The following is a 16,658-nucleotide window of genomic DNA, read 5'->3' as shown; positions in this document are numbered from 1 at the left end:
CAGCTGCGCGATCCGTCCGAAACTGTTTCGCGCTCCTCTACAACCAACGCCACCGCACTAAACTCCATTTTGTAGATTTCGCAGAACACTCATCTAAACTAATCTGACGCCCTACACGCTAATGCAGTGCATTTTCGCAGGTCGCTGATCCAGTCAAAATCGCTCAGTCAGACGAGCAGCGGTTTTCCCGCGCTGCAGTGTCTGCAAAACGGAGTTTGGTGCATCAAATAGCCTCTTTCAGAAACCATACCCGAGCTTTCAAGCGCTCGTTCCATTTTCCGGCATTCCGCAGACAACGATTTTCTATAAACCAGCATTTTCCGTCATAGCTCTCGCACACGACATACCCGCACCGCTCTTTCACCTTATGAGCCCTCGCAGCGCCCTCTCGCGCGCTTGCCCTCGCGCGTCACGTTCACGCGTCACGCCCGCGCCGTCCCTCGCCCATAAACCACCTTTCTTCGCCCTCCCCGCTACGCCACCTTTCGACATGCTCTTCAGCGTGAAGCCGATCTGCCACCCTCGCCATGATGGGTATCGCCCCCCTGAATCGACAAGCAGCGAAGAAGCACACCGAAGTCGCTTCATCAACGTCGCGAAGGATAATCCCGATGAAAAGAGCGAACGTCCTGCCGCAGCTTCATATGCTTTTCAATCTGGCCTGGCCGCCATCCCCGAAACACCTTCCCTGCTTTTTGCGACACCTCACCCATAAGCGTTGAGAACTCACAGACATTCGCGAATTGCGAGGAGGTTATCGTCGTGACATCGATCCCCTCGGCCAAGAGGGCGTCGCGCCGACGCGAATCTCTGATTTGAGCCTCACGGCTCCCGTGGCTCTCACGTCCGTCGTACTCCACCACAGCACCTTTGTCCCACCAGCAAATGTCGCCCACCACGCTCTTCTGATGGGCGATGCGCTGGCCCTTCTCTCCCAAAGCGAAAGGCTCGTTAAGCCGCGCGGGAGGCAAGCCCAAGCCGCCGCGCCTCCGAGACGTCAGAGCAGCTATAGCCACTTCGGTCTCCATAATTGAAGCGGACTTCCTTCGTACTTGCAGCGCCGCAGAACGCGCCAGCTTCGCCGACCGCGCACCGCCCAGCTGCCCGGAGAACGCCACGAGACGCTCAGGGGTCGTCAGAGGACCGCGCACCTGAAACCCTGAACCCTCTCCAAGAGGATAGCAGCCGCACAGCTCATAGCCCAATGCAAGCAAAGCCCCGTATTCAAGTCGCGAGGCCATCTGCACGAAGACAAGCTCTGGCGCAGACACCCACACTTCGCGCACCATCTCAAGAAACGCATTACGGGGAAAGCGCAACTGACACTGGTGGCGTTGAATGCAGTTCGTGCTGCGCGCGCCGCGTTTTGTCCCAACAAGAATCTCAAGAGGCCTTCTCTCATTCTGCGCATCTTCGATAGTTTCCGCGAGCAGCGCTGACGGCAACGCGGACAAGGCCGCAACCACATCGGCCCACTTCGAGGCAGCGGCTTTTACAACTGATGAGGACGGCAGCGCATGGACGGGAAGGGGCAGGCCGTTCCGCTTGCTCGATGCATGAAAAGCCGACAGCGATACAGGATGCGCCAACGACCACGCACGCCAAAGACCCAAAGCGAGTGTATGACTAGGATAGATATTCATTCCGCTAGCATAACCGATCCGCAGATTGTACGTACGAGCAATATCGAAGAATCGATCTAGCCTCCATTCCTGAGGCCATCGCACATAATTCGACTCATACTGTCGCGCGTTATCGCTTGCCTTTTACGCGCAGACATCGCGATTTCAAGGGCATCCCCAGGAAAGCGATCCTCAGTGCCACCAAAACCCTTGGGCAAAAGGCGCTATGCCGCCAATAGCGACTCTCCGAGCTTCTCGCAAGCCAAAAATTCTGCATCAAACTCCGTTATGCAGATTCATGAGTCCTGCCGGAAAGACAGGAGCCGGTTTCGGAAGCCTTTTTCTGACAAACCTAGCCTTACGTTCGAGTTGTTTGGGCTGCTTTAGCGCGAGCTTTCGAAACCGGCAATCTACCTAACGGAGTTTGGTGCAAAAAAACAGTCTGCTTGGAAACCGGGACATATCGCCGGTCACCCTAGGCCGCCTCGAGATGAAACCGCCCGGAAACGCAGCAGGACTACAGGGCTAATACGATACCCATGGCTGGGCGCTCTTGCGAATGCGATCCCAACGCCTCAATAGCCGTACTCCAACCTGCAATGCCCCCATAGGGCCCTTTGTTTACGAAGAGAGGCTTATGCCGCCTTGCGTATCTTCTAGCTAACCGCCAAAAAAGGAGGCTGCGGCGGAGAGCTTGGATCAAGAACGAAGTTCAAGGAGGAGGCTAAACCGTCGGGTGATAGTAGATGTACATATCCTCGTAGACGTCGTCTTTGTTGAAGAAGCCTCCGGGAATCATGCCGATACGGGTGAAGCCGAGGCTCTCGTAAAGCGACCGGGCCCGCTCGTTGCTCGCCACTACGGCGTTGAACTGCAGACCGCGAAACCCACAGGCGGCTGCCTGGCGCAGACAGTCTTCCACAAGCAAGCGCCCGATGCCCTCGCCGCGGCTGGCCCCCGCCACGGCGAAGCTCGCGTTGGCAACGTGGCCGCACCGCCCGATGTTGTTGGGATGCAGGATGTACAACCCGCAGATGCGCCCACCCACAGTAGCCACCGCCGCATGGGACTGCTCGGCGAAGAAGGCTCGCGCCTCCTCCAGCGTCAGCGACTTGGTCTGTGGAAAGGCGTTGCCCGCCTCCACGACCTCGTTCCAGATCTCCGCCATCGCCGGCAAGTCTTCCTCCCGGTAGGGACGAGTGACCTTCAAGGCGAATGTGTCCAGTGTGCTCATAGTGGCTTTCTTTCCATGATATTCAGAAGAATCGATATTCGCAGGGGGCAATTTCTGTAGGGGCTGACCTTGGTCAGCCCTCCGCAAGCGGCACAATGCCGCGCGACAAAAAGGGGCGACCGAGGTCGCCCCCTACGGGATCGAACGCAAGGTTGGCGGACGCTCTGGGCGCGAAGCCGCCAACAAGCTCCGAGGCCAGACTAGATGTCGGCCAAGGTGAAGTCCTTCTCGCCATTGAACACGGCCAGGGCGTCGGCCACGGCCCAGTCGGCCAGGGTGATGGCGGAGATGGCCTTGGTCAGGCGCACCGCCTCATCCAGCGAGCGCTGGTGAATGTTGCGACCCGTGGCGTTACCGTCGGCACCGCCCACGTGAATCTGGTCATACAGCTGGGTGAGGAAGGTCTCGGCATCCACGGTGGAGCCACCCGCGCACACGAGGCCCGTGCGGCCGGCGGCGGTGGAGGCCACCTTCAGGGCCTCGGCCGGAGTGCGGCCGTCCTCGGGCTTCGGCGGGTTCACCTTCACGAAGTCGGCGCCAAGGCAGAGAGCCACGCCGGCGGCACCGGCGATGAGGTCGGGATCCTTCTCGGCGGTCACGGCCTTGCCGCGAGGGTAGATCCACAGCACGACGATGAGGCCGTTGGCATGGGCCTGGGCGATGAGCTCGCCCGCCTCGGCCATCATGGTGGCCTCGTACTCGGAGCCGAGGTAGATCGTGTAGCCGAGGCCCACGATGTTCACGCCGGCCTCCTTCATGGCCAGCACGGCGTCCAAATCGTACAGCTGCGGGGAGTAGGGATCCTCCTGCTTGGTGCCGACGAGGTTGGTCTTGGAGTTCATCTTGATGAGGTAGTTGATCTCCGGGTAGTCGGCCGCGTACTGGGCCACCAGCCCGCGCTGGCCGGCGAGCACGCCGCACACGCCCTCGGAGCCGATCTTGAACAGATGCTCCGGATCGAGATCGGCGATGTCGATGCCCTCGCCGTAGAAGTCCTTGTTCAGGTGCTCGATCTTCTGATCGCAGGCGAACAGCATGAGACGGCCGGTCTCGCGCGTGGCCTTCAGGTAGTTGGTGATGTACTCGTCACGGGCCTCGGGCATGACGTCGGCGGGAACGCGCACCTCTTCCCGGGTGATCTTCGGCATGGGTTTCCTCCTAGAGAGTCGTTAGAGTCGTTGCAATAACGCGCTTATTGTACAGAAACAAAGCCTGACCGCGCCTTCTTTCACAAAGAAAGTAGGGGGCTATTTCTTGGTCATGCGGCTGTAGACGAGCAGCGCCACCACGGCCACGATGGCGGTCACGGCGAAGATGATGACCGATTCCACGATATTGCCCGACACAAGCCCCGCTGCCGCGTAGGTGGAAAGCACGATGCCGGGAATGCGGGCGAAGTTCGAGATGAGCACGAAGTTCTTCATGGACATGTGCGTGAGCGGCGTGATGTAGGTGAACACGTCCTTGGGCAGCCCCGGAATGAGGAACAGGATGAACACGATGACGTTGAACTTGTCGGAGGTCTCCCAATCGCGGAACTTGCCCATGTACTTCTCGGGCACCATGGCCTGGACGAACGGGGCGCCCAACTTGTGCACCAGCACGAAGATGAACGAGCTCGAGATAATGCAGCCGAGCCAGATGATGAGCGCGCCCACCCAAGGCCCGTAAATCATACCGGCGGCCACCTGGACTACCTCGCCAGGGATGAAGGCCACGACGATCTGAAGGAACTGGATTGCCAGCAGAATGAGGAAGCCCCAGGGGCCGGCGTTGCGGATGTCGGAGGTGACGCGGTCGACACCGCCGGGCTCGAACAGCTCGTGGATCATGGGCCAGACGAGCACGACCACCACGATCATGATGACGAAGAACGCGATGAGCCCCACGAACTTGAAGATGTCCGCCGCAGGCATCGGATGCCCGGCGACCGACTTCTCCTCGTGGGCCTTCGCCTCGAGCTTCTCGAGCCGTTCGGAATGGTGGTGGTTGTTCGGGTGCTTTTCCATGGCTTCCAGTCTAATGCAGCCGCCCCACGACGGGGGCGGCTTTCAGGAACTCTTTACCTTAGTGACGAAATCGTAAGCCGCAGGCCCGCGGCGCGCAGGTCGGCGCCTCGGCGCCCAAAACGTCGGCGCCCAGCGCCCGCCCACAGCGCGCGGCCTAGTCGTCTTCCTTGCGAGCCTTGTCGTACTCCTCCTTGAAGGCGGAGAACATGCCGCTGGCGCGCTTGATCTGGCGGCCCGTGGCGTAGGCCCCCTTGTTCACAGCTTTGCCCGCAGCCTTGGTGGCAGTGGACACGGCCGGCTTCACGGCCTCTACGGTCTCGCGGGCGCGGTCGGCCACCACGGCCGTGGCCTCGCCGGCCTTCGCGGCCAGGCCACCCTCGACGGCAAGCTCGGCCACCTCGTCGGACACGAGGATGGCGCCCAAAATCGGCTCTTCCCCCTCGTCCTGCCCGTTCACGGAAAGCGCCGTGCCGATGCCGCGCTTGAAGCCGCGGATGAGGTGCCCGGGGATCTCGCGAACGCCGAGCAGCGCGTTGGCCGTGGCCCCCTGGGTCACCGTGAGCGAGCGCACCTCGCCGGTCTTCGGATCGAAGGACACGTCGCCCACCGTGCCGTACACGGTGCCGTCCTCGCCTATGACGGGCAGCCCCGCCCACAGCACGCAGTCATCGTAGTTCACGCCCATGGCCTTGCAGGCGCCTTTGCCCGTGGCTTCGGGGGCCTGGGACACCACGATACGGCCGTCCACCACGTCGTAGCCGTTATAGGCCACGAACACGTCCTTGCGGCGGAACATCCACAGCAAGTCGGGGCGTTTCACGATGAAGCCGACAAAGCGGCGCTGGGTGGGGTGGAACACGCAGTGGCGCACCTTCCCGAGCCGCTTTACCGCCTCAGGTTTCTTCGGCGTGCTCTTGTCGAGAAGCACGCGCTTTCCAACGATCTCGCCCGTGGTGCCGTATCGCTTGGCCATGATTTACTTCTCGTCCTTCTTGCCCTCGGCGGCCTTCGCCACCTCGCCGGCGGCTTCCTTCACCTCGGCGGCCGTCTCCTTGGCGCCTTCCTCGGCCGTGGCGGCGGCATCCTTGGCGGCTTCCTTGGCCGTCTCGGCGACGTCCTTGACGATCTCGGCGGCGTCGGCGTCGGCATCGGCGTTCTTGGCCACCTGATCGGCAATGCGCTGACGGGCGGCTTCGATCTTGTCGCGCAGCTCGTCGCCCTTCTCGTTGATCGTCGGGGAGATGTTGCTGGCGGCCTCCTGGATGGTGGCGGCCACATCGGCCCCGCGAGCGGCGGCCTCGGAGGCGATCTCCTGGCCACGGGCCGTCACGTTGTTCACGACCTCGGCACCCTTGGTGGCCGCTTCCTGGTAGATGTGCTGGGCCCCGGCGGCGGCGGAATCGCCCCACTGCTGGGCGTTGCCCGCGAACTCGCCGGCTTTGTCAGCCACCATGGCGCGCGTCTCGGCGCCAGAACGGGGCGCGGCCAGCAGAGCTGCAACGGCGCCAACGACGCCACCGATGAGGAACATTCCGAATTTGTTGGCCATAACTGCCTCCTTTATCGACAGAGTATCAGGTTCGCCCATTATAGGCGGAGAGCCCCGCGCGGGGGCTCTCGCTGCTCATTGCTCACCTTACGGTAAACAAGTTGTAATTCGTCATAGATGAGGAAATCTCTCAGAGAAAACCTCAGTCCGTGCGAACCTAGAAACAGGCACCGCGGGCGTAGGCCTCGTTCACGAGCGTGTCGAGCACCGCGGGCAGCGACAGCCCCGCCGCCGCGCAGGCCATGGGGAACAGGGAGCGCTCGGTCATGCCCGGGGACACGTCCACCTCGAAGCAGCGGGCCGCGCCGCCGTCCCAGATGAGGTCGACGCGCCCGAGATCGCGCACGCTGTAGGCGCGGTAGACTTCCAGCGCCGCCCGCTCGATTTCCGCGCGGATTGCCTGGGCATCGGCCGCGTTGGGGGAAAGCGACTCGTCGCGCACGGGGCAGAAGAACTCCACAGCGTCGTCGGCCATGCGGGCCGCCGCGTCGTAAAAGCCCTCGCGAGCCACAATCTCTACCGGCGGCAGCGCGTGGGCGTCCCAGCCGGTGCCGAGGATGGACACGGAAAGCTCCACGCCATCGACCCACTGCTCGATGTTCACGGCCTCGTCGTAGGACAGCGCATCGAGCACCGCCTCGCCCAGCTCCTCCTGGCTTTTCACCTTGTGCACGCCCAGGGCGCTGCCGCCGTGGGCCGGCTTCACGCAGACTGGATACCCGCCGATGACGCGGTCGGCCACCATATCGAGCGCCGTGGCCGCACCCATGCCCTTGAAAGCATCGCGCGCCAGGTAGACACCCTGGGGCCAGGACGCGCAGCCCTCCTCGCCAGTCAGGTCGCGGTACTTCGCCAGCGACGAGTGCAGGGCGTCCTTGTTCCAAGCGCGATGGCAGACGCTCGCCGGCGAGCCCACGAACGGGATGCCGAGGAACTCCAGCAGGCTTTGGATGGTGCCGTCCTCGCCGTGCTTGCCGTGCAGGGCGTTGTACACCACATCGGGCCGCTCGCTGCGCAGCGTGGGAACCAGATCGGCGTTGGTGTCCAGGGGCACCACCTTGTGGCCGGCCTCTTCCAGCGCCTCGCACACCACCTTGCCGGAGGCCAGCGACACCTCGCGCTCGAAGGACTTGCCTCCCATGAGCACTGCAACTTTCATACACGTCTCCTTTGTTGTTGAAACTCCTCGGGGGCGGCCTTTATTCTGCCGCGGCTTCCTGCGCCTCGGTCACCTTCTCCTCGGCGATCTCGATCTGCTCGGCATCGCCTTCGCGGGCCTGCATGACCGCTTCCTCGTTCTGCTCGGAATCGACGATGACGTCCTTCCAAGAAGTGGCATTCTCGTCCATGGCTGCATCCTTTCTGTCGTAGCCGGGCAGCGCGCCGGCCTCAATGAACACGCGGTAGAGTTCGAGGCGCTCCTCGATCACCTTCGCCAGGCGTCGGATGGCCTCGGTGATGGATTCGGGCGTCTCGAAGCTGAAGTTCACGCGCATGGAGTTGCGCCCGGTTTTGCCATCGGGGAAGAACGAATTCCCCGGCACATAGGTTACGCCCGACTCCAGCGCTTCGGCAAGCATCGAATCGGTATCCATATAGTCCGGCAGCGTAATCCAGAGAAACATGCCGCCGGCCGGATGCGTCCAGGTGGCCTCGGGCGGGAAGAACTCGTCGAGGGCCGCCAGCATGGCGTCGCGGCGCTCCTTGTACAGCGCGATGAACTTCTGCAGCGTGCGCTGCCAGGCGACATCGGCAAAGTAGTGCTGCACGACCAGCTGGTCGAAGGCGCTGCCGCACAAATCGGCACCCTGCTTCACCAGGTTGATGCGGGCGAGCACGGCCTCAGGCGCGGCAATCCAGCCCGTGCGCAGCCCCGGCCCCAGCATCTTCGAAATCGTGCCCAGGTAAATGACCGAATCGTCCATGGCCTTCAGGGGCACCTGGTGGCCGCCGTCGTAGCGGAGACGGCCGTAAGGATCGTCTTCCACCACCATGAAGTTGTACTCATGGGCCAGCTCGAGCAGGCGGCGCCGGCGCTCGGCCGTCATGGTGACGCCGCCGGGGTTCTGGAAATTCGGGATGGTGTAGCAGAACTTCAGGCGCGGGTTGTCCTTGCCGATGCGCTTGAGTTCCTCTTCCAGGAGATCCATGCGCATGCCGTCCTCGTCGAAGGGGATCGCGCGCACATCGGGCTCGAAGGCGGAGAAGGCCTGCAGCGCCCCCAGATAGGTGGGGCCCTCGGTAATGATGATGTCGTCGGGGTCGATGAAAGCCTCGGCGATGAGCGTTAGGGCCTGCTGGGCGCCCGTGGTGACGAGCACCTGGTCGGCCTTCACGCGGATGCCCAGATCGCGCATCATGTCGGCGAGCACCGCGCGCAGCCCGGCGAGCCCGTCGGTGGGGCCGTACTGCAGCGATACTGCGCGGGCCTCGGGGCTCTCAATGGCGGCCAGCGTGGCGCGGCGAATGTCCTCCTCGGGCAGAAGCGACACAGCGGGCATGCCGCCCGACAGCGAGATTACATCGTCGCGCGTAGCGGCGGCGAACAGGTTGCGCACGGCCGACGGGCGCATCTTGCGCACGCGTCGGGCGATCTTGTCGCCGGTGGTGTCGAAGGTGATGTGAGCTGACGACATCTTATTCAACCGTCCCTTCCAGAAGCGCCAAGGCGTCCTTCAGGGCGCCCAATGCGATGAGGTCATCGGTAAAGTTTACTGTAACACGGGCCAAACCGTCCCGCTTCGAGAGCCATTCCGTCGTACCTACAAACGTGGCATCGGAGGCGCAAGCGGGGTTCGCAGCCTGCAAATCGATGACCAGATGCTCCAGCGCGTGAGGCAGCGACGTGCGGGCGAGCACCTCGGCAAAGGGGGCGTCCTCGTCATTCAAGCAGGTGTGGAAGGCGAGGGAGGGGCGCGCGGCAAGCAGCCGATCGGCGCCGCACGTGCCCAAAGAGGCATCCGCGCCCTCGGGCACGCGCACGAGCAGGGCCATGCGATCGCGCTCGAAGGCAATGCGCTCGACGGCGAGCCTAGGCACGGTCGTCAGCTTTGTCCGAGGTGTCGGGGGCCGGCGTGGCATCGGCCTTGTCGGGCTCTGCGCCGCCGTCGTCGTTGCCGGATTTCGAGCCATCACCGGTGTCGGCCTTGGCATCTTCGCCAGCCGTGGCCTCGGGCGTGTCAGTCGCCTCGGGAAGCGACGGCGTTCCCGTGGGCGTGCGGCTCAGCAGCGTGACGCCCTTGGCCTCCTCCTCCGGAGCCAGCACGCGCCCCTGAGCGGACTCGGTCAGCGCGCGCAGCGTCCAGGCGATATCGTCGCCCAAGGTGTCGGCCGCCGAGAAGTCGCCATCCACCAGAGCCAGCTGGTTGCGATCGAGCGAAAATCGGTAGCGGCCGCCGCCCTTCAAGTTGCCGAAGGATAGCTCGAAGGTTTTATCCTGGTCGTTCAGCGCATAACGGTAGGACACATCATCAGTCAGCTGGATGCGATCCTCGGTGATGGTGATGGGCGTAGCCGTGCCGGCCAAATACCAGGTGCCCGCGAAATCGGCCGCATCGTCCTCGGAGAACCAGCGGAGCCACGCGAATCCGCCCGCCGCCGCACCGACAAGCAGCACGACAACGATAACTACGGACACCACCGCCACCCGCACCGGATGGCGGCGCTTGCGAGAAGGAGCGCTGGAGCGGCCTTCTCTCCCCTTCCGCACCTCGCGACCGGCATCGCCTTCGCCGGACGGCACCGCGCGACGAGACGACGGCTTCTGCGCCGTGGCGGCTGTCGTCGCAGCGGAGCGGAAACGACCCTCGGCAAGCGGCCGGCCGCCGGAACCGGTCGGCGCGCCCGCCGCCGGCGACTGCTCTTCCATGGCTCTTTAGACCTCTTCCGGCCCGATCACCGTCTTGCCGCCCATATAGGGAACGAGCACCTCGGGCACCGTGATGGTGCCGTCGGGATTCTGGTAGTTCTCGATGACGGCGGCCATGGTGCGGCCCACAGCCAGACCCGACCCGTTCAGGGTGTACACGAAGCGGCTGCCCTTGAAGTTGGCCGGGTCGCGGTACTTGATGTTGGCGCGACGGGCCTGGAAGTCGGTGCAGCAGCTGCAGGAGGAGATCTCCTTGTAGGCGCCGTAGCTGGGCAGCCACACTTCCACGTCGTAGGTCTTCGCGGAGGAGAACCCGATGTCACCGGTGCACAGGCTGATGACGCGATAGGGCAGCTTCAGCTGCTGCAGGATGTTCTCGGCGTCTTCCACCATGGATTCCAGCTCGTCGAAACCGGTCTCGGGCGTGGCGAACTTCACCATCTCCACCTTGGAGAACTGGTGCACGCGAATGATGCCGCGAGTGTCGCGACCGGCACTGCCCGCCTCCTCGCGGAAGCACGGGGTGAAGGCGCAGTAGTGCAGCGGCAACGAATCGGCGTCGAGCACTTCCCCGGCATGCAGGTTCGTCAGCTGCACCTCGGCCGTGGGAATGAGGTAGAGGCCCTCGGTGGTATGGAAGAGGTCCTCCTCGAACTTCGGCAGCTGGCCCGTGCCCGTGAGCGTGGCGGCGTTGGCAAGCGCCGGCACCCACCACTCCTTGTAGCCGCGGGAGGTGTGCTGATCCAGCATGAAGGCGATGAGCGCGCGCTCGAGGCGGGCGCCGGCACCACCGAGCACGTAGAAGCGGCTCTCAGCCAGCTTCACGCCACGCTCGAAATCGATGATGTTCAGGGCCGGGCCCAAATCCCAGTGGGCCTGCGGCTCGAAGCCCTCGGCGGCGAAATCGCGGGGCGTGCCCCAGCGGCGCACCTCGGGGTTGTCGTTCTCGTCCTCGCCCACCGGCGTGGTGGCGTCCACCATGTTCGGAATGGAGAGCATGAGCGCGTCCATGGCGGCCTCGGCCTCGGCGCGGGCATCGCCCAGGGCGGTAAGCTTCTCGTTGATCTGGCGCACCGTCTCCTTGGTGGCGTTGGCTTCGTCGGTCTTGCCCTGGCCCATGAGCGCGCCGATCTCCTTCGAAAGCTTGTTGCGCTCGGCCTGCAGGGCCTCTTCCTCGGCGATGACCTCGCGGCGCTGCACATCAAGGGCGGTGAACTGCTCCGGCGAGAAGGAGGCGTGGCGGTTCTTCATCGTTTCGGCGACCTCGTCGAGGTGCTCGCGTACGTACTTGATGTCCAGCATGGGGCGGCTCTCTTTCACAATGATCGGTTGCCTGGGCGCCGACAGTCCGGCGGTTTTCAATGCGGCCCAGTATAGCACCGCCCGCTGACGCGGGCGGGAAGTCTTCGGGTGCGGCGGGCGCAGGCGGGCAGAAGTCAGGCTGAGGGTTTTCGCGCGGCCGGGGCGAAGCTATTCGCTTTCGTCCTCGTCGTCATCGAACAGCGACCAGTCGTCCTCGGTCTTCTCGTGGTTCTTGAACTGCTTGCGCGTCTTGCGCTCCAGAATGAAACACACGATGATGCTGATCACAAGACCGCCACCGACCAGAATGCCGATGCCGGGCATGGTCTCGAACAGAAAATGGTACAGCTCTTCGATGTTCATAGGTCGCTATCTCGCCTTCTTCGCCTACGCCGCTCGCGCCGCGGCAGGTGGGTTCGTCATTGGTGCTGTCAGTATACTATGACCTGCAGGGAAGTGGCCTACTTCTCTTCTTCCACATACCATTCTTCTTCGGCCCAGCGGGCGCGATCGGGGATGCTCATGACCGCGGCCAGGATGCCGAGAACGCCGGGCACCAGCGCTCCGAGCAGTGCCGCCGGAGCGGGTAGCCACGAGCCGCCGAAGGAAGCGAGATGGGCCGCCGCGCACGCACCGAACATGAGCACCACGGCAGCCACCACCGAACCGGCGATGTCGAAGGCACGGGTGCCGCGCACGCACAAGAGGCTGTAAAGGCCCGCAGAGGCGATCCAGCTTGCGCCCACGACCCAGGTGGCCGGCTGCGACGCCACCGCCAGGCACCCTGCCGCCGGGTTGCTCGAGAAGCCGAGGTGCATGACCGCGTCCCAGTTCATGATGTCGACCGAGCCGCAGCCGGCCATGATGAGGGCACTCGCGAAGGCGAAGGCCGCCGTAATGACCGATTGCAGCACCGGCAGCAGCACGCCGCACGTCACCGGCGAGGCCGCCGCGAAACCCACGGAGCCGAGCAGCGGCTGCATGAGCGCCGAGACCGCCTGGGCGGTGCCGCGGCGGCCCACGAAATACCACCACGCGCCCGTAGCCGCGGTGAGCAGCACCGCCGGCACCCAGGCGCCCGCGCCGGCAAGCCCCACTACAAAGGCTCCGTAGCCGAACAGGACGCCGATGGAAGGCCTGATGGCAGCCACTAAAGCACATACGGCGATCACCACCCCGTAGGCAATGGGGGCATCGGTGGCGAGCCCCATGGCAGAACCCGGAGTGAGGTGCAGGTTCGCCATGCCCGCCGCCGCCAGCAACGCCACGGCCGCAGCGGCCACGATACGGCCCGCAATGGCGGCGCCGCGCAGCCCCAGGCGGTCGACGAGCGGGGGCAGGGGCTCCCAAGCACGCTCCGGCTCCTCGGCAGCCGGCTCTTCCATCTTCCCATTCACGATGTCGGCGAGCACCCGCTTGCCCTTCTTGGCATTGCCCAGATACGGCATGAGCGCGGCCGAGAAGGCGGCCACGTCTTCGTAGCGCTCGTCCATGTCGGGGTCGAGGGCGCAGAACATGACCTCGTCGGCCTCGGCGTCCAGCTCGTCCCAGCACAACGACGGCAGCACGAGCTCCGCCTCTTCGATAGCCTCTTCTGCCGCATCCAAGTCGTCGGCGAAAAACGGGTTCGAGCCCGTGAGCATCTCGTAGGTGAGGCTCGCCAGCGCCCACTCGTCGGTGCGCACATCGAGCGGCTCCTGGCGCATCTGCTCCAAGGGCATGTAGCCGATGGTGCCGCCGCCGGTGGTGCCCGATCCCGTGGCGTCCATGAGGGCGGCTAGGCCGAAATCGGCCACCTTGGCCTGGCCCTTGCCGTTCACGATGACGTTTTCCGGCTTGATATCCAGATGCAGGGTGTGCTCGCCGTGGGCCACCTCCAGGGCATGGGAGACGGCCGAGAATACGGCGGCCACCATATCCAGCGTGATATCGTCGTCCACCTCGTCGATGATTTGCGCAAGCGTCTTGCCCTCGACGTATTCCATGATCACGTAGGCACTGCTGCCCTCCACGGCGCAGTCGTACACGGTGACGATATTCGTATCGGACAGCTTCGCGACGGAGCGAGCCTCCTCCAAGCCGGGGATGTGCTCGAACAGATCCAGCTCGTCTTCGGCGTCGGGTTCGGGCTCTTCGGCGATGACCCGCGAGGCGCGCACGCCGCGCAGATGGCGCACGTCCACCGATTCGGCATCGGGGGTGGCCCCGGTAGCATCGGGCGCCTCTTCCACCACAGTCTGCGGCTCATAGAGCACCTCGGGGGCGTGGCGCGTCTTGCGGCTCACCCGACCCGTGAGGCGCGCCGGCCCGCGCCGCCGACCGGCGAAGTCGGTCGTGGAGGCGTTCCAGGGAATGAGGGAGTCCCCCCATTCGTCTTCGGCTGCCTCAGCATCAAAATCATCTGCACCAGCGACATCGACAGAGTCATCGTCAGGATCACCGAAGTCGTCCCAGTCCTCCCAGGGCGGCACCCCCTCGGCGGCGCACCGGGACACCGCGGTCGCGGACCGGCGCCGACGGCGCTCGTCGCGGGCCGCCAGGAAATCGGGGTCGGCGGGGAAGGCGGCCGCCGACGAGCTGCCAGCAGGATCGCCCGCGGTGGCACCCATGCCTGCACCGGCGGCCGAGACTGCACCCGGGCCCGCATTCCGACCAGCGACCCCCGTCTCGGCGCCCGATGCCCCTGCTTCTACCTCTTCCAAATCCGCCGCCATGCGCGCCTCGAGAGCCTCGAGGCGAGCAGCGGCCAGCTCGTCTTCGGAAAGCTCGATGCACTTGATAGCCACATCGCGCTTGAGATGCGTGTCGAAAGCGTGCACCACCGTGCCGTAACCGCCGGAGCCGGCCTGGTCGATGACGCGATAGCGATCGAGTATGAGGGGGGATCGTGCCATAGGGGCAAAACCTCTCTTGGGTACGTTTCAGGAGTGTTTTCGAGGTGTGGCCATTCTACCATTGAGACATCGCCCATGCGATGGCGGTTTCGCGGGAAGCGCACCGCAGGGGACGGGCGCGCCAGAGCTCCAACCTGGCAACTGGGAAGCCTTGTCACCGCCAGGAGCCCCAAGCACGACAAACTTTTTTCCATTTTTGGTCAAAAAGTCGAGTTGTGAGTTTTTGAAGCGCTCCAAATCGCTCTTAATTCAACGGAATCTTGAACAAATGCCCGCACTGCACCGACTCAAGGGCATCTGAACTATGATTTTTGGCCAGGACAAGACTCATAACTCGATTTTTTGACCAAGTTTTTAGAAATCTTTGTCGAAAGGACCCATCATGCTGACCATTGGCTGCCATCTCTCGAAGCGCCGCGGCTATCTGGAGATGGCCAAAGAGGCGGCGTCCATCAACGCAAACACGTTCCAGTACTTCACGCGCAGCCCGCGCGGCAGCGAGCAGGCGGCCCTCGACGAGAAGGACGTCGCCGCCTATCTTGCCTTCGCGAAGGAGCATGGCATCCACGACGCGCTGGCCTACGCCCCCTACGATGCCGACCCGGCCACGGACAAGATGAACGAGCGTGACTTCGCCCTCATGGTGTACTCAGAGGATCTGGCGCGCCTGGCTGAGGTGGACGGCTCGCTGTACCTCATCCGCCCGGGCAGCCGTCTGAACATCAGCGTGGAAGAGGGGCTGGCCGACGTGGCCGACGCCCTGAACAAGATCATCACGCCATCCATGAAGACTTGCGTGCTGCTGGACACCATGGCCGGCGAGGGCACCCAAGTGGGTACGAGCTTCGAGCAGCTGGCCGCGATCATTGCCAAGGTGGAGCACCCAGAGCACGTGGGCGTGTGCTTCGATTGCGCCGGCGTGTGGGCCGAAGGCTACGACATCGTAGGCGACCTCGATGGCGTGCTGGAAGAGTTCGACCGTACCATCGGCCTGAACAAGCTGAAGGCCGTGCACCTGAACGACGCCACCCATGAGCGCGGCAGCCACGTCGATCGCCACGCGCGCATCGGCGAAGGCAAGATCGGCTTCGACGCCCTAGCGGCCCTCGTGAACCATCCCAAGCTGGCCGGCGTGCCGTTCTATCTGGAAGAGCCCGATTCAACGCTCGTCATCTACGAGCGCGACGTCGCTCGATTCCAGGAGGCCTACAAGGGGTAGAAGCCCAGCACGTCAGTTGCATCACGAAAAGGCCAGCGCCGAAAGCATCCTCGGCGCTGGCCTTTTGAGTTTGGGAAAGTGGCGCAGCGGGAAGACCGCTAGCGCGTGTGGCGGGCGCGAGCGCCGGAAGGCGCACCGTAAGCCGGCTGCACCGGCGCGAAGCCCTGGGCCTGGGCGGGAACGCCCGCAGCAGGACGGCCGGCTGCGGCGGGGTGCGCAGAAGCTGCTACCGCGCGGGCCGGGGTCGACCCGAAAGAGCGCTGGGCCGCGGCGGCCTCCTGGGCGCGACGGGCCTGGCGAGCCTCCAGTTCGGCAGCCGCGCGGGCCGCGAAGGCGCGCTCCGCCTCGCGGCGAGCCTTGCGTGACATCTTGCGATCGGGCACCACAATGGGTTGCTGCACGGCCGGGCCGCCCTGCACCCAGGCATCCACCTCCGACTGCGCCGGCATCGGGATGCTGCTGGGCGTCCAGCCGCTGCCGGCCGGAGCGGGCCGGGGCGCACGGCCTCGAGGCGCTGCGCCCGAAGGAACGGCCGCGGAGGCCGGAACGACGTTTCGCGGAGGCACGGAAGCGCCAGCGGGGGTGCCCATTGGCATCGGAGCCGCCGCCCCTCGCGGCGGCATGGGCGCACCAGCCGAAGCGGCAGCGACGGCCGACGCCGGAGCAGGAGCTGGCGCTGGCGCTGCCGCCCTCCCCCGGTTACCGTAGCTGCGGGCCGCGTTGGCGCGGCGCCCGATGACCATTTGCAGCTCGGCCACCTTGCGGCGCTCAGTTTCCAAGCCATCGGCCATGCCGCGCATGCGGCGGTCGAGGGTCGTGATCCACAGACACAGGGCGAGCACGGCCACCGCCAACACACCGAGGCCTACAGCCACCAGGCCAAACGGCGAAGATAGAAACTCAAACACGGGCGCGCCCTTCCCCATAAAAGATAACAACCAATGAATGGGATGATATACGA

General features: G+C 64.3%; 15 protein-coding genes. 1 reads left to right on the top strand and 14 read right to left on the bottom strand.

Translation table 11 applies throughout. The features are described 5' to 3' along the window. Positions 1-587: 587 nt before the first annotated feature. From ACW4LP_RS04355 to ACW4LP_RS04295, 13 genes are all read right to left on the bottom strand, one after another. Complete coding sequence (locus ACW4LP_RS04355; protein ID WP_173114635.1) at positions 588-1,643, bottom strand: hypothetical protein; 1,056 nt, start codon at positions 1,641-1,643, stop codon at positions 588-590. A 703-nt stretch (positions 1,644-2,346) separates the two neighbouring features. Continuing rightward, complete coding sequence (locus ACW4LP_RS04350) at positions 2,347-2,856, bottom strand: GNAT family N-acetyltransferase (protein WP_302683449.1); 510 nt, start codon at positions 2,854-2,856, stop codon at positions 2,347-2,349. 200 nt (positions 2,857-3,056) lie between these two features. Further along, complete coding sequence (locus tag ACW4LP_RS04345; RefSeq protein ID WP_114540411.1) at positions 3,057-4,004, bottom strand: beta/alpha barrel domain-containing protein; 948 nt, start codon at positions 4,002-4,004, stop codon at positions 3,057-3,059. Between the two features lie 99 nt (positions 4,005-4,103). Next, entirely contained in the window at positions 4,104-4,865 is a 762-nt protein-coding gene (locus tag ACW4LP_RS04340) for a TVP38/TMEM64 family protein (RefSeq protein WP_455803490.1), read from the bottom strand. Between the two features lie 154 nt (positions 4,866-5,019). Next, complete coding sequence (locus tag ACW4LP_RS04335) at positions 5,020-5,838, bottom strand: PRC-barrel domain-containing protein (RefSeq protein ID WP_114549188.1); 819 nt, start codon at positions 5,836-5,838, stop codon at positions 5,020-5,022. Between the two features lie 3 nt (positions 5,839-5,841). After that, positions 5,842-6,414, bottom strand: coding sequence for a YtxH domain-containing protein (locus ACW4LP_RS04330; protein ID WP_114549189.1), 573 nt, complete (start codon positions 6,412-6,414; stop codon positions 5,842-5,844). A gap of 157 nt (positions 6,415-6,571) precedes the next feature. Beyond that, complete coding sequence (locus ACW4LP_RS04325; RefSeq protein WP_114549190.1) at positions 6,572-7,573, bottom strand: D-alanine--D-alanine ligase family protein; 1,002 nt, start codon at positions 7,571-7,573, stop codon at positions 6,572-6,574. Positions 7,574-7,613: 40 nt separating this feature from the next. Further along, positions 7,614-9,050, bottom strand: a complete 1,437-nt coding sequence (locus ACW4LP_RS04320) for an aminotransferase-like domain-containing protein (RefSeq protein ID WP_022741101.1) — start codon at positions 9,048-9,050, stop codon at positions 7,614-7,616. A gap of 1 nt (position 9,051) precedes the next feature. After that, complete coding sequence (locus tag ACW4LP_RS04315; RefSeq protein WP_114540407.1) at positions 9,052-9,453, bottom strand: cyanophycin synthetase family protein; 402 nt, start codon at positions 9,451-9,453, stop codon at positions 9,052-9,054. After that, a complete protein-coding gene (locus tag ACW4LP_RS04310) occupies positions 9,446-10,282 on the bottom strand; it encodes a hypothetical protein (protein ID WP_114549191.1) in 837 nt (278 codons plus the stop codon). The genes ACW4LP_RS04315 and ACW4LP_RS04310 overlap by 8 nt, the downstream gene beginning before the upstream one ends. Before the next feature lie 6 nt (positions 10,283-10,288). After that, on the bottom strand, positions 10,289-11,584 hold the full coding sequence (serS, locus tag ACW4LP_RS04305) for a serine--tRNA ligase (protein WP_114549192.1): 1,296 nt from the start codon (positions 11,582-11,584) through the stop codon (positions 10,289-10,291). 168 nt (positions 11,585-11,752) lie between these two features. Further along, a complete protein-coding gene (locus tag ACW4LP_RS04300) occupies positions 11,753-11,947 on the bottom strand; it encodes a DUF6724 family protein (RefSeq protein WP_022741115.1) in 195 nt (64 codons plus the stop codon). A gap of 98 nt (positions 11,948-12,045) precedes the next feature. Continuing rightward, a complete protein-coding gene (locus ACW4LP_RS04295) occupies positions 12,046-14,478 on the bottom strand; it encodes a bifunctional serine/threonine protein kinase/MFS transporter (RefSeq protein ID WP_114549193.1) in 2,433 nt (810 codons plus the stop codon). Between the two features lie 382 nt (positions 14,479-14,860). Between ACW4LP_RS04295 and ACW4LP_RS04290 the strand changes: the two genes are divergently transcribed. Beyond that, complete coding sequence (locus ACW4LP_RS04290) at positions 14,861-15,697, top strand: deoxyribonuclease IV (protein ID WP_114540126.1); 837 nt, start codon at positions 14,861-14,863, stop codon at positions 15,695-15,697. 98 nt (positions 15,698-15,795) lie between these two features. On the opposite strand, the gene ACW4LP_RS04285 is transcribed toward ACW4LP_RS04290, so the two are convergent. Further along, positions 15,796-16,605, bottom strand: a complete 810-nt coding sequence (locus ACW4LP_RS04285; RefSeq protein ID WP_114548586.1) for a hypothetical protein — start codon at positions 16,603-16,605, stop codon at positions 15,796-15,798. Positions 16,606-16,658: the final 53 nt, after the last annotated feature.

It is taken from the genome of Adlercreutzia sp. CNCM I-6215 (assembly GCF_977072315.1).
Note: the sequence above shows the minus strand (reverse complement) of the source record. Positions and strands in the feature narration are given on the sequence as shown.